The sequence below is a fragment of the Bacillus sp. FSL R5-0576 genome (assembly GCF_038004765.1).
Lineage (GTDB): Bacteria > Bacillota > Bacilli > Bacillales > Bacillaceae > Bacillus > Bacillus subtilis.
The window spans coordinates 3022537-3047052 of the sequence record NZ_JBBORU010000001.1 but is presented as its reverse complement, the minus strand read 5'-3'; the positions used below and the strand labels follow the sequence as shown (position 1 = coordinate 3047052).

Genomic DNA, 24516 nt, shown 5'->3' with positions numbered 1-24516 from the left:
GCTTTTTGTTACTTCTTTTTTTGGTATTCATATCGCTCCCACGCCCTCAAATGCGGGTATGGATCAAATGACCATTCGGTTCTTCCGTTATCTTTGTACATGCCATAGTGCAGATGCGGCGGGAACTTCCCGGCGGTTCCCGGCGGGCCGTATCCGGAGCTGCCGACTGATCCGATCACTTGGCCAGGCTCAACGATTTGTCCTGTTTTAATCCCTTTGGCAAACCCATTGAGATGGGCAAAATAATGATACGTATTGTTAATGTCCCTGATGCCGATTCTCCATCCTCCGAAGCGGTTCCAGCCCTTCATTTCAACTACGCCGTAACATGTGGATTTGACAGGAAGGCCGTAATGGGCAAAGATATCCGTACCTTCATGAATCCGCCTTCCTCCGAAGCCGCGGGCATCTCCCCACGTGCTTCGATAGCTGTAATCGGTTCTGATCGGAAGCGGGAATGCATGCTCGCCCAGATCAATATGGCCGTAGGCTTTAAACAGCTTCATGAATTCAGATATGATCCCCACTGTCTGATCACGCCGGTAATAATTCCAAAGCCCGATCCGGATGTTGTCTTCATCTGTGCCATACGACAGTAAGTATTGGCTGAACGTATACAAAATATCTTCATCGTTGCTGACCTCGGCTTTCCCGTCTCCATCGCCATCCATTCCGATTCCGTCAAACACTTTAATGCTTAACGGCGCATCGTCTTTCGGATTCGGGTTTTCAGGCCCGCTCCAAATGTCATCGGGTATATAGATGCTGATGATTCCCGCCTTGTCAGGCAGATCTTTCCGGTTGCTCCGCACGTTTTCCTCGTATTGATCAACAGCGGCGAGCGCATACCAAGGGATCTGCGTCACAGCTTCGATTTTATGATATAATTCCATCCGTTTCGACAGCACTGGATCTGAAAGTTTTTTTCCAGACGCAGAAGGCTCAAATGCAAACAAAAGGAGAAGAAGAGCGGATAACAAAACTTTCACAAAATAATCTCCTTTCATATTGAATACACATAGTTTGCGGCAACCCGGCTTAAAAATGTCAGTAATCATCTTCCCTTGTCGAGAAATTTTTCCTATGTTAAAGTGTCTAAAGAAAAGACTTTCTTTAGTTAGAAAAACATTATTTTTGTTGCAGAACTAAAACCTGCACCTTTCTCGTTTTCAGAATGTTTCGTGTCAGAAATTGAGTATATTGGATATTGGAGATGATGGGAATTGGCAAAGAAAGACGAACACCTCAGAAAGCCCGAATGGCTTAAAATTAAATTAAATACAAATGAAAACTATACAGGGCTCAAAAAACTCATGCGGGAAAACAACCTGCACACCGTATGCGAAGAAGCAAAGTGTCCGAATATTCATGAATGCTGGGCGGTCAGACGTACAGCGACATTTATGATTTTAGGTTCTGTTTGTACAAGAGCATGCCGTTTCTGTGCTGTCAAAACAGGCCTTCCAACTGAGCTTGATCTGCAAGAGCCGGAACGCGTAGCGGATTCAGTCGCGCTTATGAATTTGAAACACGCGGTCATTACGGCTGTTGCGCGTGACGATCAGAAAGATGGCGGGGCAGGCATTTTCGCGGAAACTGTCCGTGCGATCCGCAGAAAAAGCCCGTTCACAACAATTGAGGTGCTGCCGTCTGATATGGGCGGAAACTACGATAACCTAAAAACCTTGATGGATACACGCCCAGACATCCTGAATCACAATATCGAAACGGTTCGCCGCCTGACGCCGAGAGTCCGCGCGCGTGCGACGTACGACCGTTCATTGGAATTTTTGCGCCGTGCGAAGGAAATGCAGCCTGACATTCCGACAAAATCAAGTATCATGATCGGACTCGGCGAAACAAAAGAAGAGATTATTGAAGTAATGGACGACCTCTTGGCGAACAACGTGGATATTATGGCAATCGGCCAATATCTGCAGCCGACGAAGAAACACTTGAAAGTCCAAAAATACTACCATCCTGATGAATTTGCAGAATTAAAAGAAATCGCGATGCAAAAAGGCTTCAGCCATTGTGAAGCCGGTCCGCTTGTCCGTTCCTCTTACCATGCGGATGAACAAGTAAACGAAGCATCTAAAAAGCGTCAAGCACAAGCATAATGCCAAAACGCCAGATCATCTGGCGTTTTTGTCATTCCTATCGATTTTCATGTCCTGACGCGTTTCTCCATTGGCATTTTCATTCTCTGAGACAGGGCTTCCTTGCGGGGAGGTTTTCATTTCTTGAATCGTCCCCGACATGATCTCTCTGATATCCCTTGAACCAGAGCCGAGATTGCTGTAATTTTCGACGGACTGCATATGGTTTGGATTATCGGAAATATACACGTGATAGTATCGCGGTATCACGGAGGCCGCTGTTTTTTTCACCTGATCGGCGGTCAGCTCCCGGTTTTTAGAATCGGTTTTGTATACGACAAGCGCTTCTCGGTCAGTCACCAATGTCGCAGCATCTTGAATATGGGGGAGCTGAACCGTTAAACTTGATATCATGTGAGCGGTTTCTTCCCGGTTCATCACCGGCGTTTTCTGCTGGTCTCCGTCAAATTGTTCTTTTTGATAGCGGACATAGCCAAATTGTTCGTTCTCATTATGCCTGTTAAAAGCCTCGTTGCGGTCCGACACATGAATGGGTTTGGTTTGATTCTGCGTCTGATTCCGGACATTTTGGGCATTATCCAATCCTGCGCCTCCGCACCCGGATAAAAGTCCGGTCAGAAGGCAGAGGCTGACAGCGGTTCGTTTCATTTATCAATCCCTCCTCATGTGTAGGGTAGCCAAATCGCATGATTTATTCTTTAGCAATTGATGGGGACGGGGCAATGAATTATGATAGGAATGAGTGAAAAAGAGGTGAGATCATGATTCTTATTCAAAATGCCGAATTTGAATTGGTGCACAATTTCAAAGACGGCTTCAACGAAGAGGCTTTTAAAGCCCGCTACTCCGATATATTAAATAAATACGATTATATTGTGGGAGACTGGGGATACGGTCAGTTAAGGCTCAAGGGCTTCTTTGACGACCAGAATCAAAAGGCAACCTTCGAAACGAAAATCAGCACATTAGATGAATATATTTACGAATACTGCAATTTCGGCTGTGCGTATTTTGTCTTGAAACGGATCAGAAAATAAATATACACAAAGGGGATGCTGTCATGTATTTTGTTGACAGAAGCAAAATCGAGAAAACACTAGGGTTCTTCGAGCACCAGCTGGCGCTATTTGACTCACAAACAGACTGGCAGTCTAAAATCGGGGAATTGGCACTTCAGCGTATAGGCCATCTGTTAATCGAATGCATTTTGGATACAGGCAATGACATGATTGACGGCTTTATTATGCGGGACCCGGGCAGTTATGACGACATTATGGATATACTTGTTGATGAGAAAGTTGTCAAGGAAAAAGAGGGTGCTGAGCTCAAGAAATTGATCGCCTACCGCAAAACGTTGGTTCAACACTATCTGCTCGCTGACAGCGGCGAGCTTTACAGGCTGATCAAGGCGCATCAAACAGCTCTTCAGGACTTCCCGAAACGGATCAGAAGCTATTTGGAAACAGAGCTAGGACCTGTTTCTGCGTTTAAATAACAACTGGAAAGCCACAGGAGTGTTGGATATGAAAACATATAAAGGGTATTTAATTGATTTAGACGGAACGATGTACAATGGCACGGAAAAAATCGAGGAAGCGTGTGAATTTGTCAGAACGCTGAAAGATCGCGGCGTTCCTTATCTTTTCGTGACAAACAACTCTTCGCGTACACCGAAGCAGGTAGCGGACAAGCTCGTGTCTTTTGATATTCCGGCAACAGAAGAGCAGGTCTTCACGACCAGCATGGCAACTGCCCAGCACATTGCCCAGCAGAAAAAAAACGCGTCTGTGTATGTGATTGGGGAGGAAGGAATCCGCCAGGCGATTGAAGAAAACGGCCTGACATTTGGCGGAGAAAACGCGGACTTTGTCGTTGTTGGTATCGACCGTTCCATTACATACGAAAAATTTGCTGTCGGCTGCCTGGCAATCAGAAATGGCGCCCGCTTTATTTCCACTAACGGAGATATTGCGATTCCGACTGAAAGAGGGCTTCTGCCGGGAAACGGCTCACTGACATCGGTGTTAACCGTATCTACAGGTGTACAGCCTGTATTTATCGGCAAGCCGGAATCAATTATTATGGAGCAGGCGATGCGCGTTCTCGGCACAGATGTGTCTGAAACACTCATGGTCGGCGACAACTACGCCACTGATATTATGGCCGGCATTAACGCGGGTATGGATACGCTGCTCGTTCACACCGGCGTAACGAAAAGAGAACATATGACAGACGATATGGAAAAACCGACTCACGCCATTGACTCTCTGACTGAATGGATTCCATACATTTGAAAAAAGGGCGCCCTAAAAGGGTGCCCTTATTCTGTATGCCGCGCGCGGTGTGCAAGTCTGCTTGAAGCCGCGGCGGAAATCGCTCCGACGATGTCATCTAAAAAGGTATGGCATTCACCGGTTGATTTATCATTCAATCGTTTAAGGATTCCGGGTTTTTCTTTGTCGATGTAACCGTAGTTCGTAAACCCGATCGATCCGTAAATGTTCACAATGGAAAATGCCAGAACTTCATCTACTCCATATAGGCTTTCATCTATTTCCAGCATCGTTTGCAGCGGTTCAGACAGTTTTTTCTGCTCAGCAAGAACATCCAATTCAATGCCCGTTAAAATCGCGTTTTGCACCTCGCGTTTTGCGAGAACACGATTGACGTTCAGCGTGCATTCATCAATGGTTAAATCCGGATGATATTTTTTCTGAAGAAAAAAGACAAGCTCGGCAATGTCTGATACCTCAACGCCGCGCTCCTTCATCCGTGCTCTTGCTTTAGCTTCCATCTGACTGAATTGTTCGTTTTCTGACATCAGCTTCACCCAATCTTTTTTACTAGTTTATACAAAATGCTTGAGAAGTTTACGACTTTTTCTTGCGCCTTCTTCGGATTAAAATATGTATTCATAATTCCGGCTGTGTATGACTACGATGTGATGAGCCCTAATTCAACAGGCAGGTGATCATGGTGAAAGGTACAATAAAAGAAAAATACGGCATTCACATCAGGCAGCTTTCCATGTACCAGCACACATATCAATGCTTTCAGACGCCTAATTCATACTTTCTGATTGTCCCCGTTTCCCAATTCTCAGAAACAGAGCTGGCGGAGCTTTATTACATGAGTCAGTATTTACAAGAACAAAGTGACCCATACGTTTCGGTTTTTATCTTTACAAAAGAAGGTGAGCTGACATTTGAACATGAGGGAAAAACGTACGCTCTGCTGAAGGCGGCCCCCCCTTATTCAAATAGGGCGTTCTCCATTGGAGCGGAGCTGGCGGAATTTCACCGAAAAGGCCGAGGATATCCATATGAGGTGAAGGCAGCCGGAAGAATCGGCCAGTGGAAGGATCTGTGGGGAAAACGAATTGATCAGCTGGAAGCATTTTGGCAGAGAAAGGTTCAGACCCCTCCGCATGAGCCATTCGATAAAAAAATGATCGAATCATTTCCCTATTATTTAGGACTGTCAGAAAACGCGATACAATATTTAGTGGACACTGAGCTGGATGACAAGCCCCAAGCCGCTGATTCAGGAACGATATGCCATCAGCGGATGGAAAGGCATACATGGTCACCGGAATCATTGATCAGGATTCCGGCGGATTGGGTGTTTGACCACGCTTCCCGTGATTTGGCTGAATATATGAGGCATACGTTTTTGCATCACAGACAAGATTTTAATCAGCAGGGCTTTCTCTTTTTACAGGAATACGAGCAAGTCACACCGCTGTCTTCGTTTTCAAAACGCCTTTTATACAGCCGTCTGCTTTTCCCGCTTCATTATTTTGAAATCGTAGAAAGCTATTACATGTCATCAGAATCAGAAAAGCATTATTTTGAAGAACAACTTGACTTCATTCTTAATGACTGTGGGCGTTATGAACAATTTCTCAATACAGCGCAGGAATTCATGAATATGCGGGCGCAGAAGCTGTTTGTTCCACGCGTCAGCTGGCTCGGCAAAGGCAGCTCAGGGTGAGGAGAAAATCTGACAAAAATAATTAGAAAATAAAGAATCTTGTCATATCAATGCGTTAAGCGTTTACATTCGCAAAATTCAGCCTAGTGCTGTCTTGTCAAAACAGGAGCGGGCTTATATAATGTTTGTAACTTATATGTCTGTGTTGAGTTAACAATTGTCTTTTTCAAGAGGACAATCAAAAGAAAGGTGGAGTTTTTTTGAAAGCGATTCGTGTAGGGCTTTTAGGTTTAGGTACCGTCGGAAGCGGTGTCGTTAAAATTATTCAAGACCATCAGGATAAGCTTATGCATCAGGTCGGCTGTCCGGTTACGATAAAAAAAGTGCTTGTAAAAGATATAGAGAAAAAGAGAGAAGTAGATTTGCCGAAGGAAGTGCTCACGACAGAAGTGTATGATGTCATTGATGATCCAGATGTTGATGTCGTTATCGAGGTGATCGGCGGAGTTGAGCAGACAAAACAATATTTGGTCGACGCGCTGAGATCGAAAAAGCATGTTGTCACAGCAAACAAGGACTTAATGGCTGTGTACGGCTCCGAGCTGCTTGCCGAAGCGAAGGAAAATGGATGCGATATCTACTTTGAAGCCAGTGTTGCCGGCGGGATTCCGATTCTGCGCACGTTAGAGGAAGGCCTCTCATCAGATCGAATTACAAAAATGATGGGAATTGTGAACGGCACAACAAACTTTATCTTAACAAAAATGATCAAAGAGAAAAGCCCATATGAGGAAGTGCTCAAGGAAGCGCAGGATCTCGGTTTTGCCGAAGCTGATCCGACTTCTGACGTGGAAGGGCTTGACGCCGCACGGAAAATGGCGATATTGGCGCGCCTCGGCTTCTCGATGAACGTGGATCTGGAAGACGTCAAAGTAAAGGGGATCTCCCAAATTACAGACGAGGACATCAGCTTCAGCAAACGCCTCGGCTATACAATGAAGCTGATCGGGATTGCTCAGCGTGACGGCAGCAAAATCGAGGTCAGCGTACAGCCGACACTGCTTCCTGACCACCATCCGCTTTCTGCTGTTCATAATGAGTTTAACGCTGTTTATGTATACGGCGAGGCTGTCGGTGAGACAATGTTCTACGGGCCGGGAGCCGGAAGCATGCCGACAGCGACATCCGTTGTTTCTGACCTCGTCGCTGTCATGAAAAATATGCGCCTCGGTGTAACCGGCAACAGCTTTGTCGGGCCGCAATATGAGAAAAACATGAAATCGCCGTCTGACATTTATGCACAGCAGTTTTTAAGAATTCATGTAAAAGATGAGGTTGGTTCATTCTCGAAAATTACATCTGTGTTCTCAGAGCGGGGCGTGAGCTTTGAAAAAATCCTTCAGCTGCCAATTAAAGGCCATGATGAGTTAGCTGAAATCGTAATTGTCACACATCATACATCAGAAGCTGATTTCAGTGATATCCTGCAAAACCTAAATGATTTGGAAGTCGTTCAAGAAGTCAAAAGCACATATCGTGTAGAAGGGAACGGTTGGAGCTAATGTGGAAAGGACTTATCCATCAATATAAAGAATTTTTACCTGTAACAGATCAAACACCGGCGCTAACTTTACATGAAGGAAACACACCTCTTATTCACCTGCCGAAGCTGTCTGAGCAGCTCGGAATTGAGCTTCATGTCAAAACGGAAGGCGTCAATCCTACGGGATCATTTAAAGATCGCGGAATGGTTATGGCTGTGGCAAAGGCAAAAGAAGAAGGCAATGACACGATTATGTGCGCGTCAACAGGTAACACTTCCGCTGCTGCGGCAGCATATGCAGCCCGTGCTAACATGAAATGCATTGTCATCATCCCGAACGGAAAAATTGCATTTGGAAAACTCGCTCAAGCTGTCATGTACGGAGCCGAGATTATCGCAATTGACGGAAACTTTGACGATGCGCTTAAAATTGTTCGTTCCATCTGTGAGAAATCACCGATTGCCCTTGTCAACTCAGTCAACCCTTACCGCATTGAAGGCCAAAAAACTGCTGCCTTCGAAGTGTGCGAACAGCTGGGGGAAGCGCCTGATGTTTTAGCGATCCCGGTCGGAAACGCGGGAAACATCACTGCGTACTGGAAGGGCTTCAAGGAATATCATGAGAAAAACGGCACAGGCCTTCCGAAAATGCGTGGCTTTGAAGCTGAGGGTGCGGCGGCAATCGTGCGCAATGAAGTGATTGAAAATCCTGAAACAATAGCGACAGCCATTCGTATCGGAAACCCGGCAAGCTGGGACAAAGCTGTAAAGGCAGCCGAGGAATCCAATGGGAAAATTGACGAAGTCACTGATGATGAAATCCTTCACGCATATCAGCTGATCGCCCGTGTAGAAGGCGTGTTTGCAGAACCGGGTTCTTGCGCGTCTATCGCAGGAGTGCTGAAACAGGTGAAATCCGGAGAAATTCCGAAAGGCAGCAAGGTCGTAGCTGTGTTAACAGGAAACGGACTGAAAGATCCGAACACAGCGGTCGACATTTCAGAAATCAAGCCTGTCACATTGCCGACTGATGAAGACAGCATCCTTGAATATGTAAAAGGAGCGGCCCGTGTATGAACGAAGCCGACATGCTGTTCTCTGTCACTGTTCCCGGAAGCACAGCTAACCTAGGCCCCGGCTTTGATTCAGTCGGAATGGCGCTCAGCAGATATTTGAAGCTGACCGTCTTTGAAAGCGACAAATGGTCTTTTGAGGCTGAAACAGAAACAGTCGCCGGAATTCCGGCGGGTACAGATAACCTGATCTATCAAGTGGCTAAACGGACCGCAGATTTGTACGGAAAAGAAATACCTCCTGTCCATGTGAAGGTGTGGAGCGACATCCCGCTTGCACGCGGCCTTGGCAGCAGCGCCGCGGCGATTGTAGCGGCCATTGAACTGGCTGATGAATTATGCGGCTTAAAGCTGTCTGAAGCGGACAAGCTGCATTTAGCCAGTCTAGAAGAAGGACACCCGGACAATGCTGGCGCTTCTCTCGTCGGCGGACTTGTGATCGGCCTGCATGAGGATGACGAGACCCAAATGATCCGCGTCCCGAATGCTGACATTGACGTAGTCGTTGTCATTCCTTTTTACGAAGTGCTGACAAGAGACGCGAGAGACGTGCTTCCGAAGGAGTTTCCATATGCCGATGCCGTAAAAGCAAGTGCTGTCAGCAATATACTCATTGCTGCGATCATGTCCAAGGATTGGCCGCTTGTCGGGAAAATCATGAAGAAGGATATGTTCCATCAGCCGTACCGGGCGATGCTTGTGCCTGAGCTGTCAAAAGTAGAGCACGTCGCCGAGATGAAGGGCGCATATGGAACGGCTCTCAGCGGAGCAGGCCCGACGATTCTCGTCATGACCGAAAAAGGAAAGGGAGAAGAGCTAAAAGAACAGCTCGCGCTTCATTTCCCTCATTGTGAAGTAGACGCTTTGACCGTCCCGAAAGAGGGAAGTATAATAGAGCGAAATCCTTTATATCAAGTAAAAAGTGTATAGATCATGCCAAGCGTTCCTCAGCGTCAGCAGAGGGCGCTTTTTTTGCTGGAGATAAAGGAGTTTTTATTTAGAAAAACGAAATACATGTAAAAAGGAGGAGATGAATATGAAAAAGCTGATAACCGCAGACGACATCACAGCGATTGTCTCTGTGACCGATCCTCAATACGCCCCAGACGGCACCCGTGCCGCATATGTAAAATCACAAGTGAATCAAGAGAAAGATTCGTATACATCAAATATATGGATCTATGAAACGAAAACGGGCGGATCTGTTCCTTGGACACATGGAGAAAAGCGAAGCACCGACCCAAGATGGTCTCCGGACGGGCGCACGCTTGCCTTTATTTCTGATCGAGAAGGCGATGCGGCACAGCTTTATATCATGAGCACTGAAGGCGGAGAAGCAAGAAAACTGACTGATATCCCGTATGGCGTGTCAAAGCCAATATGGTCCCCGGATGGCGAATCGATTCTGGTCACTGTCAGTTTGGGAGAGGGAGAAAGCATTGATGACCGAGAAAAAACAGAGCAGGACAGCTATGAACCTGTTGAAGTGCAAGGCCTCTCCTACAAACGGGACGGCAAAGGGCTGACGAGAGGTGCGTATGCCCAGCTTGTGCTTGTCAGCGTAAAGTCGGGTGAGATGAAGGAGCTAACAAGTCACAAAGCTGATCATGGTGATCCTGCTTTTTCTCCTGACGGCAAATGGCTTGTTTTCTCAGCTAATTTAACTGAAACAGATGATGCCAGCAAGCCGCATGATGTTTACATAATGTCACTGGAGTCTGGAGATCTTAAGCAGGTTACACCTCATCGCGGCTCATTCGGATCTAGTTCATTTTCACCAGACGGAAGGTATCTTGCTTTGCTTGGAAATGAAAAGGAATATCAGAATGCAACGCTCTCAAAGGCGTGGCTCTATGATATCGAACAAGGCCGCCTCACATGTCTGACTGAGATGCTGGACGTTCATTTAGCGGATGCGCTGATTGGAGATTCATTGATCGGTGGTGCTGAACAGCGCCCGATTTGGACAAAGGACAGCCAAGGGTTTTATGTCATCGGCACAGATCAAGGCAGCACGGGCATCTATTATATTTCGATTGAAGGCCTTGTGTATCCGGTTCGTCTGGAAAAAGAGTACATCAATAGCTTTTCTCTTTCACCTGATGAACAGCACTTTATTGCCAGTGTGACAAAGCCGGACAGACCGAGTGAGCTTTACAGTATCCCGCTTGGACAGGAAGAGAAACAGCTGACTGGCGCGAATGACAAGTTTGTCAGGGAGCATACGATATCAATACCTGAAGAGATTCAATATACTACAGAAGACGGCGTGATGGTGAACGGCTGGCTGATGAAGCCTGCACAAATGGAAGGTGAGACAACGTATCCACTTATTCTCAACATACACGGCGGTCCGCATATGATGTACGGACATACATATTTTCATGAGTTTCAGGTGCTGGCGGCGAAAGGATACGCGGTCGTTTATATCAATCCGAGAGGAAGCCACGGCTACGGGCAGGAATTTGTGAATGCGGTCAGAGGGGATTATGGAGGAAAGGATTATGCCGATGTGATGCAGGCTGTGGATGAGGCTATCAAGCGAGATCCGCATATTGATCCTAAGCGGCTTGGTGTCACGGGCGGAAGCTACGGAGGTTTTATGACCAACTGGATCGTCGGGCAGACGAACCGCTTTAAAGCTGCCGTTACCCAGCGCTCGATATCAAATTGGATCAGCTTTCACGGCGTCAGTGATATCGGCTATTTCTTTACAGACTGGCAGCTTGAGCATGACATGTTTGAGGACACAGAAAAGCTCTGGGACCGGTCTCCTTTAAAATACGCAGCAAACGTGGAGACACCGCTTTTGATACTGCATGGCGAGCGGGATGACCGATGCCCGATCGAGCAGGCGGAGCAGCTGTTTATCGCTCTGAAAAAAATGGGCAAGGAAACCAAGCTTGTCCGTTTTCCGAATGCATCGCACAATTTGTCACGCACCGGACACCCAAGACAGCGGATCAAGCGCCTGAATTATATCAGCTCATGGTTTGACCAATATCTCTAATAAAAAAAGCCAGGCTGATCAAATATCAGCCTGGCTGCTTTATTAAAAGACTTGTTCTACTTCAACGACACCCGGCACTTCTTCTAGAAGAGCGCGCTCAATTCCGGCTTTCAGCGTAATTGTTGAACTTGGGCAGCTGCCGCATGCGCCTAGAAGACGAAGCTTAACGATACCTTCATCTACGTCTACAAGCTCACAGTCACCGCCGTCACGAAGTAAAAACGGACGAAGTTTGTCCAGTACTTCCTGCACCTGTTCTTTCATTTCAACTTCAGTCATGACATTCGCTCCTTTCGTCGTCATAAAACCATTATATTCAGTGTAACAATAAAAATCTATTGTTTGGTTTGCAAAGTTGCTCTCCCTATTATAGCACATTCAGACCTCAACACAAAAACGGTTTTTTTCTATAAAAATGTCCTTTGGCTCTGTATACTTAAAAGAAAGGACGAAAGGACTTGCATAGGAGAAGGGGGCGTTAACAAGTGATGAAACCAGTCATGCTAAGCGTATATGGGGCAGAAACCGTGTGTGCGAGCTGTGTCAATATGCCGACAGCCAAGGATACATACGAGTGGCTTGAGGCTGCGCTGAAAAGAAAATATCCAAATCAGCCTTTTGAGATGCAGTACATCGATATTTATGAGCCGCCTGACAATGAACATGCGAAAGAGCTTGCGGAAAAAATCAGAAATGACGAGTATTTTTATCCGCTTGTGCTCGTAGAAGACAAAATTGTCGGTGAAGGCAATCCAAAATTAAAAGACGTTTATGAGGAAATGGAGAAGCATGGGTATACAGAAAACCGCTGACTTGATCAGCGGTTCTTCTCTATCATTAACCGTTATGGTGTTTATACATCCACAGCAAGCCGGATTTCAGCATACGCGGAACACGGCCGATCAGCGGACGGTCAGCAACAAGCCCGAAGCCGGCTTTTTTTCCGAGTGAACCGAGGACGCCTTTCAGCTTAAACTGAGGCATTGATTCAGGCAGGGCTTCTCCATTCCAGCGTTTTTGCAAGATTTGGACAATCTGCTCTGCTTGAGCCTCTGCCAGCTGGGCGCTCGGTGCATGAGGAAGGCTGGCGCAATCGCCGACAACGTACAGATGTTCATCACCTGGAAGATTGTGATGAGGCGTTAATACAATACGCCCTTGTGCGTCCTTCTCCACATCTAAGTCTCTGACGACTTTGTTTGGCTGGATGCCGGCTGTCCACACGATGGCGTCTGCAGAAATCGGATCATCGTGGTTATACACAACGCCTTCTTCTACTTTTGTGATATTTGCCCTGTTAATAATGCGGACACCGTGCTCTTCGAACCATTTTTGCACATATTTGCTTAAACGCTCGGGAAAGCTTGATAAAATGAGATTACCGCGGTCGAACAAAATAATGTTCAGGTCATCACGGCTTTCTCTCAATTCACTTGCAAGCTCAACACCGCTTAAGCCCGCTCCGACAATGGCGACGGTGGCATTAGCGCTCAGATTATTCAGCTTTTGGTAGGTTTCGCGGGACTGATCGATGGTTTGAATACTGTAGGTGAATTCAGGCGCTCCCGGCACGTTGTGATATTTATCCTCACAGCCGAGCCCGATTACGGCGTCATCGTAAGAAATCGGTTCACGATCTTGGAACAGCACTTGTTTTTGTACAATATCAATTGATGTGATATCACCGTATTGGACATCCAGGCGAGGGTGCTCTGGGAATGACACTCTGATATGATGGTCAGAAATTGTGCCTGCGGCAAGGGCATAATATTCTGTTTTCAAGCAGTGATAAGGATTTCTGTCAATTAACGTGATTGAAACATCATCAGGCAGCTGGTTTGGCAATAAGCGATGAAGAACACGCATGTTCCCGTAACCTCCGCCGATCAAGACCAATTTTTTCATTTGAATTCCCCTTTAATCCGAAGAGTATGATAGATACATTGAAGAAAATACGAACTATGTAAAATAACATCTAGAATTATATCGAATTTGATCTAAAATCACAATAATAGTTTCAAAATAACCTACAATTTAGCCTGAAAACACAAATTAGTAAAACGTTATTTGAGAAATAATATGTTACGATAATAAATTTTGAAACATCCGTTGTCTTTGACGAATAGTGAAAAATTCGCGATAATGGACATATGTGAGGTGAAACCGCATGAATCCAATGATTGAATTTTGTGTCAGCAATCTGGCTCACGGCTCTCAGGAAGCCCGGGCGATTTTGGAGAAGGATCCCAACCTTGATGTCCTTGAATATGGCTGCTTAAGCTACTGCGGGACATGCATGGAATCGCTTTTCGCTCTGGTAAACGGAGAAGTCGTCATGGGTGAAACGCCTGCTGAGCTTGTTGAGAATATATATACCTTTATTGAAGAAAATCCAATGTTTTAAAGAAAAGGGCCTGGACAGGCCCTTTTTTATTTTGCCGTACAAAAGAACTAAAAAAATGTGTAGACATCAAAAAATATTATTGTTATCGTATAAAAGATATTTTTTCAAATAAAATTTAAGAGGTGTACGAGTATTCATGAATGTTCTGTGGGGGCTGCTGGGCGCAGTTGCGATCATTGCTATCGCGTTTTTATTTTCAGAAAAGAAAAGCAATATTAAGATAAGAATCGTCATCGTTGGTTTATGCACACAGGTGGCGTTTGGATACATCGTGTTGAAATGGGAAGCGGGACGCGCTGTTTTTTTATGGTTTTCAAGCCGTGTACAGCTTCTGATTGACTATGCGAATGAAGGCATCAGTTTTATTTTTGGACCGCTTCTAAAGGTCGGAGACAGTCCGGCCTTTGCATTAAGTGTACTGCCCGTTATCATTTTCTTCTCAGCACTGATTGCAGTTTTATATCATTTGAAAATCATGCAGCTCGTTTTCCGTGTCATTGGCGGCGGATTGTCGAAGCTCCTTGGAACAAGCAAAACGGAATCTCTGGCGGCTGCTGCCAATATTTTTGTAGGACAATCAGAATCTCCGTTAGTGATCAAACCCCTGATTGCGGGACTGACGCGCTCTGAGTTGTTTACGATTATGACGAGCGGTCTATCGGCAGTTGCGGGATCTACCTTGTTTGGGTACGCGCTTCTCGGTATTCCGATTGAGTACTTGCTGGCGGCCAGCTTTATGGCTGCTCCAGCTGGACTAGTCTTTGGTAAATTGATTATACCCGAAACGGAAAAAACGCAAACCGTAAAAAGCGATTTCAAAATGGATGAAGGCGAAGGAGCAGCCAACGTCATTGACGCAGCGGCAAAGGGAGCGTCAACAGGACTGCAAATTGCGTTAAACGTTGGGGCGATGCTGCTTGCGTTTGTTGCGTTAATCGCTGTAGTAAACGGTATTCTCGGCGGGGCTTTCGGCTTGTTCGGTTTAAAAGGCGTAACATTAGAATCCATTCTCGGCTATGTGTTTTCTCCTATCGCCTTTTTGATTGGCGTGCCTTGGCATGAAGCATTGCAGGCGGGAAGCTATATCGGCCAGAAGTTGGTGCTGAATGAGTTTGTCGCTTATTCTAACTTCGGTCCGCACATCGGCGAGTTTTCTAAGAAAACTGCTACCATTATCAGTTTCGCATTATGCGGATTCGCCAATTTTTCATCAATTGCGATTATGCTTGGTACGCTTGGCGGTTTAGCGCCCAGCCGCCGTTCAGATATCGCACGTCTCGGTCTGAAGGCTGTTCTTGCAGGAACATTAGCCAATCTGCTCAGCGCAGCCATTGCCGGCATGTTTATATAAACGATAAAAGCTCCTTGCGTCAGTGCAAGGAGCTTTTATGTATGAAAAACGGGGGATAATTGTATTGTGTCCGCTTATAATAGCTTTTATACTAAGAAAAAGAAAAAAAGTTGGAGGCACCTATGAACTCATTTCGATTTATCAAAATGCACGGCCTGGGAAACAGTTATATTTATGTGAATCAATTTGAAGAACAGCTTCCAGAAGAAAAACTGTCAGAGATTGCAATTCAGGTTTCTTCTGTTTATACAGGGATCGGATCCGACGGAATGATCCTGATATGCCCATCAGACCAAGCGCCTGTTAAAATGCGGATTTTTAATAATGACGGGTCTGAAGGGAAAAACTGCGGCAACGGACTGCGCTGCGTCGCAAAATACGCATATGAGCATAAGCTGGTTGAGGAAACATCTTTTCTGATTGAAACTCTCTCCGGGCTTGTGAAAGCGGAGGTTCAAGTCGAAAACGGAAAAGTGAATGTGGTCACTGTCGATATGGGCGAACCGCGCTTGACCAAATCCGAGCTCCCGATGCTTGACGGCGGGGAAGAGCACACAATCAATGAAACGATGGCATTTGGTGAAGTAGAACTAACAGGCACTGCCGTTTCAATGGGAAATCCGCATATCGTTTTTCCGATCGCAGACATTGAACAGGCACCCTTAACGACACTGGGGCCGGTGATTGAGAAAGATCCGAGATTTCCGGAAGGCATCAATGTGGAATTCGTTGAAACCGTGAATGAACAAGAATTGCATTTCCGCGTCTGGGAACGGGGATCAGGGATTACTCAGGCATGCGGGACAGGAGCATGTGCAGCGGCAGTCGCATCTGTATTAAACGGTGTATCAAAGCGAAATCAAGACATCACGGTGCATTTAGCAGGCGGGGATTTGGTGATAAACTGGAAAGATAACGGCCATGTAATGATGACAGGGCCGGCTGAAACCGTTTGTGAGGGTGTCTATTTCTTGTAAAACACCTTGTTTGAGAATTGGGACGATCATGTTTATAATAAAAGACAGCAACCGGTTTTTAAAAGGAGGTTCACAATGATGAGCAACCCGGTAACAATTACAGAAGCAGCAGCTTTGCATATAAAAGATATGATGAAAGAGCATGAAGAAGAAAACGCGTTTCTGCGTGTAGGCGTCAAAGGGGGCGGCTGCAGCGGACTTTCTTACGGCATGGGCTTTGAGCATGAAAAGAGTGAATCAGACAGTGTGTTTGATCAGCACGGCATCACTGTTCTAGTTGACAAAGAAAGCCTTGACATCATGAACGGCACCGTGATTGATTATAAACAATCCATGCTCGGCGGCGGCTTCACCATCGACAATCCAAACGCCATCGCTTCATGCGGCTGCGGTTCTTCGTTTAGAACAGCAACGAATGCAGGCAAGCCTGAAGAGTGCTAAGCACTAAAAACGGATAGCAACTATTACTGACGCTTTTCTTAGCGATAAATCATCGTTAAGGGAGGCGTTTTTATTATGGGGAAATGATGCAGAGAGTACGGGGACTTAGGCAAGAGAAACGCTGCTTTGTTGTTTGATTTTTGTTGTAAATACAGCAAAGTTACGCTATATTTAATGCGGAGTATATTTTATTGCATTTACAACAAAATCACGATAGGGAGTTGGTGATGAAGAAGATTTTTGGAATGGTAACAAGGTCAGTATCTGTTCCGTGTTTAAATATATAAAAGGGACACTAGACAATTGAATTTAAAATAAAGGGGCTGAATCCGAACAATGAGTGTAAAAATGAAAAAATGCAGCCGGGAAGATTTACAAACACTTCAACAATTGAGTATTGAAACATTCAATGACACTTTTAAAGAACAGAACTCACCTGAAAATATGAAAGCCTATTTAGAAAGCGCATTTAACACTGAGCAGCTGGAAAAAGAGTTATCCAATATGTCTTCGCAATTCTTTTTTGTTTACTTTGATCATGAAATCGCTGGATATGTAAAGGTCAATATCGATGATGCTCAGTCTGAAGAAATGGGTGCTGAATCACTTGAAATCGAGAGAATTTATATAAAGAACAGCTTTCAAAAACATGGGCTTGGCAAACATCTGCTGAATAAAGCTATAGAAATTGCGCTGGAACGTAATAAAAAGAACATTTGGCTAGGTGTATGGGAAAAAAATGAAAATGCCATTGCCTTTTATAAGAAAATGGGGTTTGTTCAGACCGGCGCCCACTCTTTTTATATGGGTGATGAAGAGCAAACGGATTTAATCATGGCTAAAACACTCATATAATATTTTTCGAAGGGTGGATGATGATGTATATTCCAAAGTATTTTAAAGTCACAAATGCTGAAGAAATTTGGAATTTTGTACAAGAAAACTCCTTTGGTACGATTGTCACAACAGAACAAGGAAAACCAATTGCCACACATTTGCCTTTAGGATTCAATAAAAAAGACGATCATTACTATATTACGGGGCATTTCGCTTATGGAAATCCTCAGTGGAGAACGTTTGAAGTCTGTGAAGATGTGCTTGTGATGTTTCAGGGACCGCACGCTTATATTTCTTCTTCCTGGTATTCACGCGAAAATGTTCCGACGTGGAATTATCAGGCTGTCCACATGTATGGAAAAGCAAGTATGTTAGAGAAAGATGAATTAGCAGAAGAATTAACAATCATGCTGGAGAAATACGAAAAACATCGTGACAATCCTGTTTTATGGGATAAGCTTTCTCCAAAACTCTTAGAACGTGAATTGAAAGGTATCGTTGGATTTAAGATTAAGGTGGAAGATATTCAAGCGGCATATAAATTAAGCCAGAACCGAAATGAAACGGATTATATGAACGTCATTGAACATTTGCAAAATGAAGAAAATCCAAATGCAAAACAAATGGCAGAACTGATGGAAAATAAATTCAAAAAGCAAATATAAGCTTACTTTGCTGAAGCAGTAGCAGAAAACGCCAACTCAAGCGGAGAATCGCTGACTTGGCGTTTTTTTATGATTAATATTTATCCCCATTAAAAATGGAATTCTTTACAATCACATAATCCACATTGCGGATGGCGTCAAGCTTTGTTCCGCCTGCATAAGAAATAGAAGATTGAAGATCCTGCTCCATTTCAATCAGTGTATCCTTGATTGAGCCTTTATGCGCCACGTGCATTTTTTTGCCTTCGACATTTTTCTTTTCGCCTTTTTGGAATTCAGAGGCTGAGCCGAAGTACTCCTTGTAAAGCTTTCCGTCTTTTTCGATCGTTTGGCCTGGCGATTCTTCGTGTCCGGCAAATAGTGAACCGATCATGACCATCGTTGCGCCGAATCGGATTGATTTTGCGATGTCGCCATGGGTGCGGATGCCGCCATCCGCGATAATCGGTTTGCTGGCTGCCTTGGCACACCAGCGCAGCGCCGCTAATTGCCAGCCGCCTGTACCAAAGCCGGTTTTGATTTTCGTAATACATACTTTTCCCGGTCCGATGCCGACTTTAGTGGCATCCGCTCCCGCATTTTCAAGCTCTCTGACTGCTTCTGGCGTTCCGACGTTGCCAGCAATAACAAAGCTGTCCGGCAAATGTTTTTTAAGGTGCTGGATCATTTCAATGACAGCATTTGAGTGACCGTGAGCAATGTCAATTGTCACGTATTCAGGAGTCAGATTTTCTTCTGCCAGCTGGCGGACAAATTCATACTCCTCCGCTTTGACGCCCACACTGATAGAAGAGAATAAGCCGCGTGCGTTCATATCTTTAATAAAATCAATTCGTGTCTCAGGCTCAAATCGGTGCATGACATAAAAGTAGCCATTTTCGGCTAATTGAATCGCTAGCTTCTCATCTATAATCGTCTGCATATTGGCAGGAACGACGGGTAATTTAAATGTACGTCCGCCTAAGCGTACGGATGTATCACATTCTGAACGGCTATTTACAATGCATTTTGCAGGAATTAGCTGAATATCTTCGTAATCAAATACGTTTTCCATGGTTTTCACTCCTAAAAACGAATATTTAAAAGTATAATATATGAAATGTTCGCCTTCTATAATGTACTCTGTTTTATTTAGGATGTCAAACATTATGATTTGCTGGCAGGTGTGGTCAAGTGCCGAAGCTTGTCATGCAGGGTGAGTTTAGGTATCATAGTTTTAACGAATGGTCTTAGAGAGCGGATCAAAACGCGAATGATATACGTTCAGCAAAGCATGGTCGTTCAGCACCAGGCTTTCTTTATGGCATGGACATGGGAAAGGAGCGAATAAGATGGCCCAAAACGAAGAAAAAACACCGAAGTCCCAAAAGATTCAGGACCGCATTATTATGGCAATGATCTGGGTAGTCGCAGCCCTTGTGATTGCGCTGGTTGTAGGAACTGCATTGAATTATATAAATATCTTCAAATAAAAAAGGAGCTGTGTCGCAGACACAAGCTCCTTTTTTTATTATTTATTTTCAAAAAGACTTGTTGAGTGAAGAGGCTGTACGCGGGCTTTCGGGTCCATGTAAGCCTTGGCGTTGTTCACTGCTGTCGGTGCCTCACCGAAGCCGCTGGCAATCAGGTTGACTTTTCCTTCGTATGTACAAATGTCACCTGCTGCAAAGAAGCCTTCGATATTTGTTTCCATTGTTGATTTCACGACAATGGAATTTTTCTCGATGTCCAGGCCCCAGTTTTTGATCGGTCCAAGAGATGAAACGAAACCGTAGTTGACGATTAAGTCATCAATTTCTAAAATCTCTTTGCGGTCGCCTTTCACTTCTTCAAGCACTAGCTGTTCGATTTTGTCTTCGCCGATCAGCTCCGCAGGGACGAATGGTGTCAGGACATTAACCTTCGACGCATGAAGGTTTTCCACACTGTGCTCGTGCGCACGGAACTTGTCGCGGCGGTGAATGATCGATACTTCTTTTGCGATTGGCTCAAGCATAAGCGCCCAGTCAACCGCGGAATCTCCACCGCCAAGGATCGCAACGCGTCTGCCGGCAAATTTTTGCAGATCATCAACGAAGTAATGGAGGTTTTTGCCTTCATACTGCTCGGCATTTTCAAGTTCCAGCTTTCTCGGTTTGAATGCGCCGTTTCCTGCAGTTATGATGACCGTTTTAGAGTAGTGGGTTTCTTCATTTGTTACAAGCTTAAACACGCCGTCTGCTTGTTTCTCAACAGATTCAACCGCTTGCTCCAGACAAATGGTTTGGTCGAATTTCGCCATTTGCTCTTTTAGGTTATTGATAAGCTCTTGCGCGCGGATTTTCGGGAATCCCGCTACATCATATATATACTTCTCAGGGTATAGGGCGCTAAGCTGTCCGCCGAGCTGAGGCAGGCTTTCGATAATTTTGACGCTTGCCTGTCTCATCCCGCCGTAAAAAGCGGTGAATAAGCCGACCGGTCCCCCGCCTATAATTGTAATATCATAAACCTTTGTATCCTCTCGCATACGAAAATTGCCTCCTAAATGAAAATTGTTATTAATTATACCATATTGCCGTTCAAATTGACGAGTCAGCAGAAAAAATCGTAAGGATCTAACGTGCCCATCCGTTCTTGAAAATATTTCCGCAGGCCGCTACGATAATAACCAAATGAAATGATCTTTTTCTGAATGTTTCTTGGGCCAGCCGGATAAACATGATAATAGTGCTACGGGTAAGGACTTCACAAAAAACTTTTCAATATATTTCATAAAATCCCGCCAATAAGCTGAAGCTAACACAAATGATGATTTTATTATGGGTCTAACAAAAGCAAAAAAAGAGAAGGTGGATGTGATGGCATTGAATAAGCCCAAAATCGTGATTTTAGGTGCAGGATATGGCGGATTGATGACGGTGACAAGGCTGACGAAGTATGTCGGGCCGAATGATGCTGACATTACGCTTGTAAATAAACACAATTATCATTATGAAACGACATGGATGCATGAAGCGAGCGCGGGTACGCTCCATCATGACCGCTGCCGTTATCAGATAAAAGATGTAATCAACCAGTCACGGGTTAATTTTGTACAGGATACCGTAAAGGCAATCAAAATTGATGAGAAAAAAGTTGTGCTTGCGAATGGAGAATTGCAGTACGATTATTTAGTCATCGGGCTCGGCGCCGTGCCTGAAACGTTCGGCATTAAAGGCTTAAAAGAATATGCGTTTCCGATTGCCAACATCAACACGTCGCGCCTGCTGCGGGAACATATTGAGCTGCAGTTTGCGACTTACAATACGGAAGCGGAAAAACGGCCGGACAGGTTAACGATCGTTGTTGGCGGTGCCGGATTTACGGGAATTGAATTTCTTGGCGAGCTGGCTGCTCGCGTGCCGGAGCTCTGTAAGGAGTATGACGTTGACAGAAGTCTTGTCCGCATTATTTGTGTGGAAGCAGCGCCGACCGTTTTGCCGGGCTTTGATCCGGAACTTGTTGATTACGCCGTACATTATCTTGAGGAAAACGGAGTTGAGTTCAAGATCGGAACGGCTGTACAAGAATGTACACCAGAAGGAGTCAGAGTCGGCAAAAAAGATGAAGAACCAGAGCAGATCAAATCGCAAACCGTTGTATGGGCGGCAGGTGTCCGCGGCCATCCGATTGTGGAGGAAGCCGGTTTTGAGAATATGCGCGGCCGAGTCAAAGTCAACCCTGATCTCCGCGCCCCGGGACATGACAATGTCTTTATTCTCGGCGACAGCTCGCTGTTTATGAATGAAGATACAGAGCGCCCGTATCCGCCGACTGCGCAAATTGCAATGCAGCAGGGCATAACGGTCGCTAAAAACCTTGGCAGGCTTATTAAAGGCGGAGAGCTTGAGGAATTCAAGCCGGACATTAAGGGAACAGTGGCTTCTCTTGGCGAGCATAACGCGGTTGGGGTTGTTTATGGCAGAAAGCTGAAAGGCACGCCCGCTTCGTTTATGAAAAAAGTCATTGATAACCGCTCACTGTTTATGATTGGCGGACTCGGACTGACATTGAAAAAAGGCAAGTTCAAGTTTTTCTAAAAACCCGCGGAAGCGGGTTTTCTTTATTAAAAAACGCCAAAATAAAAAGAGAACGAGAGGAAAACAAGTATGTTTCCGCTTACATCAAAAGATTTGTCACATGATCTGACTTTATTGTTGACAGCTTGATATGGTATATTATCAGAAAATTAAGAAAAAGGGTGATGATTAGATGAAAACTGCAACGACAACCGCTTCACATGCATGCCCATTTTGTTCAGGGAAAGGATATTTTCAATTGATTCTCGGCGGTTCAGAGACTTGTCCGTCTTGCCAGGGGACAGGAAAAGACAGTCATTCTTTTTCCAGCCGTTGACTTTATTTCAGCCCCCGCGTTACACTAAAAACAACGCAGGGGGGTGGAATAGGTTGATTAGTCTGCCAGTCGTAATCATCTCAATTGTTTTGTTTTTTGTCTTGTTTTTTGGAATCGGTTTCTTATTAAACATGCTGCTGAGAATGTCTTGGATTATGGCTGTGATTTATCCGATTGTATGCCTTTTCATTATCAGCAAAGAAAAGCTGATCAGCTATGTCCAGTCGCCGGGAGAATCCTTTGCCAGCCTGTTTCATCGTGTCTTATCATTAGCGGCTGCTGATGTGCTGATTTTAGTCAGCGGTTTGGCCGGCGCCATCGTGTCCGGTATAGCGATCAACATGCTCAGAAAAAGAGGATATCAAATGTTTTAAATGCCGCTTTCTTCTAAAGAAAGCTTTTTTTATGCGTTCAGCTCATTCACCATTTTGAATAATGCTCTCTCCACTTGGGAACAATGATTCGGAGGAGAGGTGAATGATGTTGAATATGATCAGACGTTTGCTGATGACCTGTTTATTTCTGCTTGCATTTGGCACGACATTTTTATCAGTGTCAGGAATTGAAGCGAAGGACTTGTCAAAATGGGTGCAGGAACATCAGGAAAAGCACTTGAAGCATGCAGGACTGACATTAAAAGCATTGCAGCAGAAACAAACACAAACCACGTCCGCGGCTGAGGATAAAACAAAACCGTTAGAAGAGGCATTTGATTGGGATGAATATCCAGTCCAAAGAGTAACAGCAACAGGCTACACAGCAGGAGCTGAGTCGACGGGCAAAAATCCCGGTGATCCATTATACGGGCTTACATATTCAGGTGTGAAAGTGAAACGGGATTTATATTCCACGGTTGCTGCTGACCCGTCCGTTTTCCCGATCGGAACAATTTTATTCATTCCGAACTACGGTCTCGGAGTTGTGGCCGACACAGGATCAGCTATTAAGGGAAACCGCCTTGATCTGTACTTTGAGACAGTCAAAGATGTATACAATGAATGGGGCAAAAAAACCCTTGATGTATATGTGATTAAAAAGGGAACGGGAAAGATTACCGAGGATGAGCTTGAGAAGCTCAATGAAACAAAATCCTTGCAAGTGTTCAGAAATCAATATAAAACTGTGAAAGAATAAAACGCTCCAGCGAAAGCAGGAGCGTTTTTTTACATGAAAAAGTAAGCGAGTGCCAATGTCAGTAAAATACCTGTTAATCCTCCGAAAAAGACTTCGATCGGCTGATGTCCGAGAAGCTCTTTCAGCTTTTTTTGCTTTTCTTTCTCTGCAGCCTTAGGGAAGTCCTTCGCTTCATTTACGAAACGGTTAAAATCAATAACAAGCTTATTAATGACTGTTGCCTGCTCACCGGCGTGACGTCTGACGCCAGTGGCGTCAAACATGGTTATGACGGCGAAAATGGCAGAAACCGCAAAGAGTGAGGAGTCTAATCCATGCTCCAAGGCTACGCCTGTTGAAAGTGCAGTGACCGCTGCGGAGTGAGAGCTGGGCATGCCGCCTGTGCTTGTGACCAGCGACCAGTCCAGTTTTCTGGACACGATAAACTGTATGGGCACTTTGATGACCTGAGCAAAAATAATTGCGGCCAGGCTTGATAATAAAGGAAAATTCGTTAAAAGTTCCATCGGCGACATCCTTTCTATTTGAAAAATCCTTCGTGTTTCAAAAGAAAAAAGCAAGTCTTAGACTGTTGTTTGTTAAAATAAGTATAGTGGAAAGAATGTTTTTCCTATTATACCATTGTTCATTACAAATACCCATTACGTTAGG

General features: G+C 44.9%; 29 protein-coding genes. 21 read left to right on the top strand and 8 right to left on the bottom strand.

Translation table 11 applies throughout. From position 1 onward, the window contains the following. Nucleotides 1–8: 8 nt before the first annotated feature. Complete coding sequence (gene lytH, locus NX903_RS15695; RefSeq protein ID WP_015714649.1) at nt 9–989, bottom strand: L-Ala--D-Glu endopeptidase; 981 nt, start codon at nt 987–989, stop codon at nt 9–11. 234 nt (nt 990–1223) lie between these two features. On the opposite strand from lytH, the gene lipA reads away from it, so the two are divergent. Further along, nucleotides 1224–2120 (top strand): lipoyl synthase, encoded by an 897-nt coding sequence (gene lipA / locus NX903_RS15690; protein WP_003222888.1) that lies wholly within the window; start codon nt 1224–1226, stop codon nt 2118–2120. A 15-nt stretch (nt 2121–2135) separates the two neighbouring features. Here lipA and NX903_RS15685 read toward each other — a convergent pair whose 3' ends face one another. Beyond that, nucleotides 2136–2768 carry a YhcN/YlaJ family sporulation lipoprotein gene (locus NX903_RS15685; protein ID WP_021480537.1) on the bottom strand — a complete coding sequence of 211 codons (633 nt, stop codon included), beginning with the start codon at nt 2766–2768 and terminating at the stop codon, nt 2136–2138. Between the two features lie 113 nt (nt 2769–2881). Here NX903_RS15685 and NX903_RS15680 point away from each other — a divergent pair, with 113 nt between their 5' ends. The 3 genes from NX903_RS15680 to nucF are packed head-to-tail and all read left to right on the top strand — an operon-like array spanning nt 2882 to nt 4414. Then, nucleotides 2882–3157 carry a YutD family protein gene (locus tag NX903_RS15680; protein ID WP_003228682.1) on the top strand — a complete coding sequence of 92 codons (276 nt, stop codon included), beginning with the start codon at nt 2882–2884 and terminating at the stop codon, nt 3155–3157. Between the two features lie 23 nt (nt 3158–3180). Continuing rightward, nucleotides 3181–3615: a DUF86 domain-containing protein gene (locus tag NX903_RS15675; protein WP_086344276.1), complete on the top strand. Its 435-nt coding sequence runs from the start codon at nt 3181–3183 to the stop codon at nt 3613–3615. Nucleotides 3616–3643: 28 nt separating this feature from the next. After that, nucleotides 3644–4414: a 5' nucleotidase NucF gene (gene nucF / locus NX903_RS15670; RefSeq protein WP_024573449.1), complete on the top strand. Its 771-nt coding sequence runs from the start codon at nt 3644–3646 to the stop codon at nt 4412–4414. Between the two features lie 26 nt (nt 4415–4440). Here nucF and NX903_RS15665 read toward each other — a convergent pair whose 3' ends face one another. After that, nucleotides 4441–4941, bottom strand: a complete 501-nt coding sequence (locus tag NX903_RS15665) for a phosphatidylglycerophosphatase A family protein (protein WP_003243814.1) — start codon at nt 4939–4941, stop codon at nt 4441–4443. A 152-nt stretch (nt 4942–5093) separates the two neighbouring features. Between NX903_RS15665 and cotNH the strand changes: the two genes are divergently transcribed. The 5 genes from cotNH (at nt 5094) to NX903_RS15640 (ending at nt 11679) form a co-directional block, all read left to right on the top strand. Further along, a complete protein-coding gene (gene cotNH, locus NX903_RS15660) occupies nt 5094–6113 on the top strand; it encodes a spore coat-associated protein CotNH (RefSeq protein WP_029318468.1) in 1020 nt (339 codons plus the stop codon). A gap of 200 nt (nt 6114–6313) precedes the next feature. Continuing rightward, the gene (locus NX903_RS15655; RefSeq protein ID WP_014477878.1) at nt 6314–7615 is read left to right on the top strand and encodes a homoserine dehydrogenase; all 1302 of its coding nucleotides are present in this window, start codon (nt 6314–6316) and stop codon (nt 7613–7615) included. Further along, entirely contained in the window at nt 7615–8673 is a 1059-nt protein-coding gene (thrC, locus tag NX903_RS15650; RefSeq protein WP_003228697.1) for a threonine synthase, read from the top strand. Before NX903_RS15655 ends, thrC begins: the two co-directional genes overlap by 1 nt. Continuing rightward, nucleotides 8670–9599, top strand: coding sequence for a homoserine kinase (gene thrB / locus NX903_RS15645; protein WP_032730335.1), 930 nt, complete (start codon nt 8670–8672; stop codon nt 9597–9599). The genes thrC and thrB overlap by 4 nt, the downstream gene beginning before the upstream one ends. Before the next feature lie 106 nt (nt 9600–9705). Continuing rightward, nucleotides 9706–11679: a S9 family peptidase gene (locus tag NX903_RS15640; RefSeq protein WP_086344275.1), complete on the top strand. Its 1974-nt coding sequence runs from the start codon at nt 9706–9708 to the stop codon at nt 11677–11679. Between the two features lie 42 nt (nt 11680–11721). Here NX903_RS15640 and NX903_RS15635 read toward each other — a convergent pair whose 3' ends face one another. Beyond that, nucleotides 11722–12057, bottom strand: a complete 336-nt coding sequence (locus NX903_RS15635) for a NifU family protein (RefSeq protein WP_010886606.1) — start codon at nt 12055–12057, stop codon at nt 11722–11724. A 107-nt stretch (nt 12058–12164) separates the two neighbouring features. Here NX903_RS15635 and NX903_RS15630 point away from each other — a divergent pair, with 107 nt between their 5' ends. Continuing rightward, nucleotides 12165–12491, top strand: coding sequence for a YuzD family protein (locus tag NX903_RS15630; protein ID WP_014477874.1), 327 nt, complete (start codon nt 12165–12167; stop codon nt 12489–12491). A 25-nt stretch (nt 12492–12516) separates the two neighbouring features. Here the strand turns inward: NX903_RS15630 and NX903_RS15625 are convergent, their stop codons facing one another. After that, nucleotides 12517–13584 carry an NAD(P)/FAD-dependent oxidoreductase gene (locus tag NX903_RS15625; protein WP_003228707.1) on the bottom strand — a complete coding sequence of 356 codons (1068 nt, stop codon included), beginning with the start codon at nt 13582–13584 and terminating at the stop codon, nt 12517–12519. Between the two features lie 262 nt (nt 13585–13846). Here NX903_RS15625 and NX903_RS15620 point away from each other — a divergent pair, with 262 nt between their 5' ends. The 6 genes from NX903_RS15620 (at nt 13847) to paiB (ending at nt 18354) form a co-directional block, all read left to right on the top strand. Next, nucleotides 13847–14083, top strand: coding sequence for a YuzB family protein (locus NX903_RS15620; RefSeq protein ID WP_003222913.1), 237 nt, complete (start codon nt 13847–13849; stop codon nt 14081–14083). A gap of 136 nt (nt 14084–14219) precedes the next feature. Continuing rightward, a complete protein-coding gene (locus NX903_RS15615; RefSeq protein WP_086344274.1) occupies nt 14220–15434 on the top strand; it encodes a NupC/NupG family nucleoside CNT transporter in 1215 nt (404 codons plus the stop codon). Between the two features lie 122 nt (nt 15435–15556). After that, nucleotides 15557–16411, top strand: a complete 855-nt coding sequence (dapF, locus tag NX903_RS15610; protein WP_069322869.1) for a diaminopimelate epimerase — start codon at nt 15557–15559, stop codon at nt 16409–16411. Nucleotides 16412–16489: 78 nt separating this feature from the next. Then, the gene (locus NX903_RS15605) at nt 16490–16852 is read left to right on the top strand and encodes a HesB/IscA family protein (RefSeq protein ID WP_003244166.1); all 363 of its coding nucleotides are present in this window, start codon (nt 16490–16492) and stop codon (nt 16850–16852) included. 336 nt (nt 16853–17188) lie between these two features. Continuing rightward, nucleotides 17189–17707: a spermidine/spermine N(1)-acetyltransferase gene (gene paiA / locus NX903_RS15600; protein WP_014477872.1), complete on the top strand. Its 519-nt coding sequence runs from the start codon at nt 17189–17191 to the stop codon at nt 17705–17707. Between the two features lie 23 nt (nt 17708–17730). Further along, nucleotides 17731–18354 (top strand): protease synthase/sporulation negative transcriptional regulator PaiB, encoded by a 624-nt coding sequence (gene paiB / locus NX903_RS15595; RefSeq protein WP_086344273.1) that lies wholly within the window; start codon nt 17731–17733, stop codon nt 18352–18354. A gap of 73 nt (nt 18355–18427) precedes the next feature. Here the strand turns inward: paiB and guaC are convergent, their stop codons facing one another. After that, complete coding sequence (gene guaC, locus NX903_RS15590) at nt 18428–19408, bottom strand: GMP reductase (protein WP_086344272.1); 981 nt, start codon at nt 19406–19408, stop codon at nt 18428–18430. Between the two features lie 277 nt (nt 19409–19685). Here guaC and NX903_RS15585 point away from each other — a divergent pair, with 277 nt between their 5' ends. Then, nucleotides 19686–19826, top strand: a complete 141-nt coding sequence (locus NX903_RS15585) for a hypothetical protein (protein WP_003228723.1) — start codon at nt 19686–19688, stop codon at nt 19824–19826. Nucleotides 19827–19864: 38 nt separating this feature from the next. On the opposite strand, the gene yumC is transcribed toward NX903_RS15585, so the two are convergent. Further along, the gene (gene yumC / locus NX903_RS15580) at nt 19865–20863 is read right to left on the bottom strand and encodes a ferredoxin--NADP reductase 2 (RefSeq protein ID WP_003220618.1); all 999 of its coding nucleotides are present in this window, start codon (nt 20861–20863) and stop codon (nt 19865–19867) included. A 331-nt stretch (nt 20864–21194) separates the two neighbouring features. Here yumC and NX903_RS15575 point away from each other — a divergent pair, with 331 nt between their 5' ends. The 4 genes from NX903_RS15575 (at nt 21195) to spsC (ending at nt 23865) form a co-directional block, all read left to right on the top strand. Next, complete coding sequence (locus NX903_RS15575; protein ID WP_010886605.1) at nt 21195–22415, top strand: NAD(P)/FAD-dependent oxidoreductase; 1221 nt, start codon at nt 21195–21197, stop codon at nt 22413–22415. 172 nt (nt 22416–22587) lie between these two features. Continuing rightward, entirely contained in the window at nt 22588–22731 is a 144-nt protein-coding gene (locus NX903_RS15570) for a YuiA family protein (protein WP_003243733.1), read from the top strand. A 53-nt stretch (nt 22732–22784) separates the two neighbouring features. Further along, on the top strand, nt 22785–23105 hold the full coding sequence (locus NX903_RS15565; RefSeq protein ID WP_003243877.1) for a YuiB family protein: 321 nt from the start codon (nt 22785–22787) through the stop codon (nt 23103–23105). A 103-nt stretch (nt 23106–23208) separates the two neighbouring features. Continuing rightward, nucleotides 23209–23865 (top strand): stationary phase survival protein SpsC, encoded by a 657-nt coding sequence (gene spsC / locus NX903_RS15560; RefSeq protein WP_072175151.1) that lies wholly within the window; start codon nt 23209–23211, stop codon nt 23863–23865. 29 nt (nt 23866–23894) lie between these two features. On the opposite strand, the gene NX903_RS15555 is transcribed toward spsC, so the two are convergent. Continuing rightward, nucleotides 23895–24371, bottom strand: a complete 477-nt coding sequence (locus NX903_RS15555; protein ID WP_003228732.1) for a divergent PAP2 family protein — start codon at nt 24369–24371, stop codon at nt 23895–23897. Between the last annotated feature and the right edge of the window lie 145 nt (nt 24372–24516).

Bases quoted from the DNA above. Each gene is read 5' to 3' on its own strand.
- paiA (WP_014477872.1), top strand. From the start codon at position 17,189: ATGAGTGTAAAAATGAAAAAATGCAGCCGGGAAGATTTACAAACACTT.
- NX903_RS15585 (WP_003228723.1), top strand. From the start codon at position 19,686: ATGGCCCAAAACGAAGAAAAAACACCGAAGTCCCAAAAGATTCAGGAC.
- NX903_RS15680 (WP_003228682.1), top strand. From the start codon at position 2,882: ATGATTCTTATTCAAAATGCCGAATTTGAATTGGTGCACAATTTCAAA.
- paiB (WP_086344273.1), top strand. From the start codon at position 17,731: ATGTATATTCCAAAGTATTTTAAAGTCACAAATGCTGAAGAAATTTGG.
- nucF (WP_024573449.1), top strand. From the start codon at position 3,644: ATGAAAACATATAAAGGGTATTTAATTGATTTAGACGGAACGATGTAC.
- thrB (WP_032730335.1), top strand. From the start codon at position 8,670: ATGAACGAAGCCGACATGCTGTTCTCTGTCACTGTTCCCGGAAGCACA.
- spsC (WP_072175151.1), top strand. From the start codon at position 23,209: ATGATGTTGAATATGATCAGACGTTTGCTGATGACCTGTTTATTTCTG.
- yumC (WP_003220618.1), bottom strand. From the start codon at position 20,863: ATGCGAGAGGATACAAAGGTTTATGATATTACAATTATAGGCGGGGGA.
- NX903_RS15635 (WP_010886606.1), bottom strand. From the start codon at position 12,057: ATGTGCTATAATAGGGAGAGCAACTTTGCAAACCAAACAATAGATTTT.
- NX903_RS15575 (WP_010886605.1), top strand. From the start codon at position 21,195: ATGGCATTGAATAAGCCCAAAATCGTGATTTTAGGTGCAGGATATGGC.
- NX903_RS15640 (WP_086344275.1), top strand. From the start codon at position 9,706: ATGAAAAAGCTGATAACCGCAGACGACATCACAGCGATTGTCTCTGTG.
- cotNH (WP_029318468.1), top strand. From the start codon at position 5,094: ATGGTGAAAGGTACAATAAAAGAAAAATACGGCATTCACATCAGGCAG.
- NX903_RS15685 (WP_021480537.1), bottom strand. From the start codon at position 2,768: ATGAAACGAACCGCTGTCAGCCTCTGCCTTCTGACCGGACTTTTATCC.
- NX903_RS15605 (WP_003244166.1), top strand. From the start codon at position 16,490: ATGAGCAACCCGGTAACAATTACAGAAGCAGCAGCTTTGCATATAAAA.
- NX903_RS15675 (WP_086344276.1), top strand. From the start codon at position 3,181: ATGTATTTTGTTGACAGAAGCAAAATCGAGAAAACACTAGGGTTCTTC.
- NX903_RS15665 (WP_003243814.1), bottom strand. From the start codon at position 4,941: ATGTCAGAAAACGAACAATTCAGTCAGATGGAAGCTAAAGCAAGAGCA.
- NX903_RS15555 (WP_003228732.1), bottom strand. From the start codon at position 24,371: ATGGAACTTTTAACGAATTTTCCTTTATTATCAAGCCTGGCCGCAATT.
- guaC (WP_086344272.1), bottom strand. From the start codon at position 19,408: ATGGAAAACGTATTTGATTACGAAGATATTCAGCTAATTCCTGCAAAA.
- NX903_RS15625 (WP_003228707.1), bottom strand. From the start codon at position 13,584: ATGAAAAAATTGGTCTTGATCGGCGGAGGTTACGGGAACATGCGTGTT.
- thrC (WP_003228697.1), top strand. From the start codon at position 7,615: ATGTGGAAAGGACTTATCCATCAATATAAAGAATTTTTACCTGTAACA.
- NX903_RS15570 (WP_003243733.1), top strand. From the start codon at position 22,588: ATGAAAACTGCAACGACAACCGCTTCACATGCATGCCCATTTTGTTCA.
- NX903_RS15620 (WP_003222913.1), top strand. From the start codon at position 13,847: ATGAATCCAATGATTGAATTTTGTGTCAGCAATCTGGCTCACGGCTCT.
- NX903_RS15615 (WP_086344274.1), top strand. From the start codon at position 14,220: ATGAATGTTCTGTGGGGGCTGCTGGGCGCAGTTGCGATCATTGCTATC.
- dapF (WP_069322869.1), top strand. From the start codon at position 15,557: ATGAACTCATTTCGATTTATCAAAATGCACGGCCTGGGAAACAGTTAT.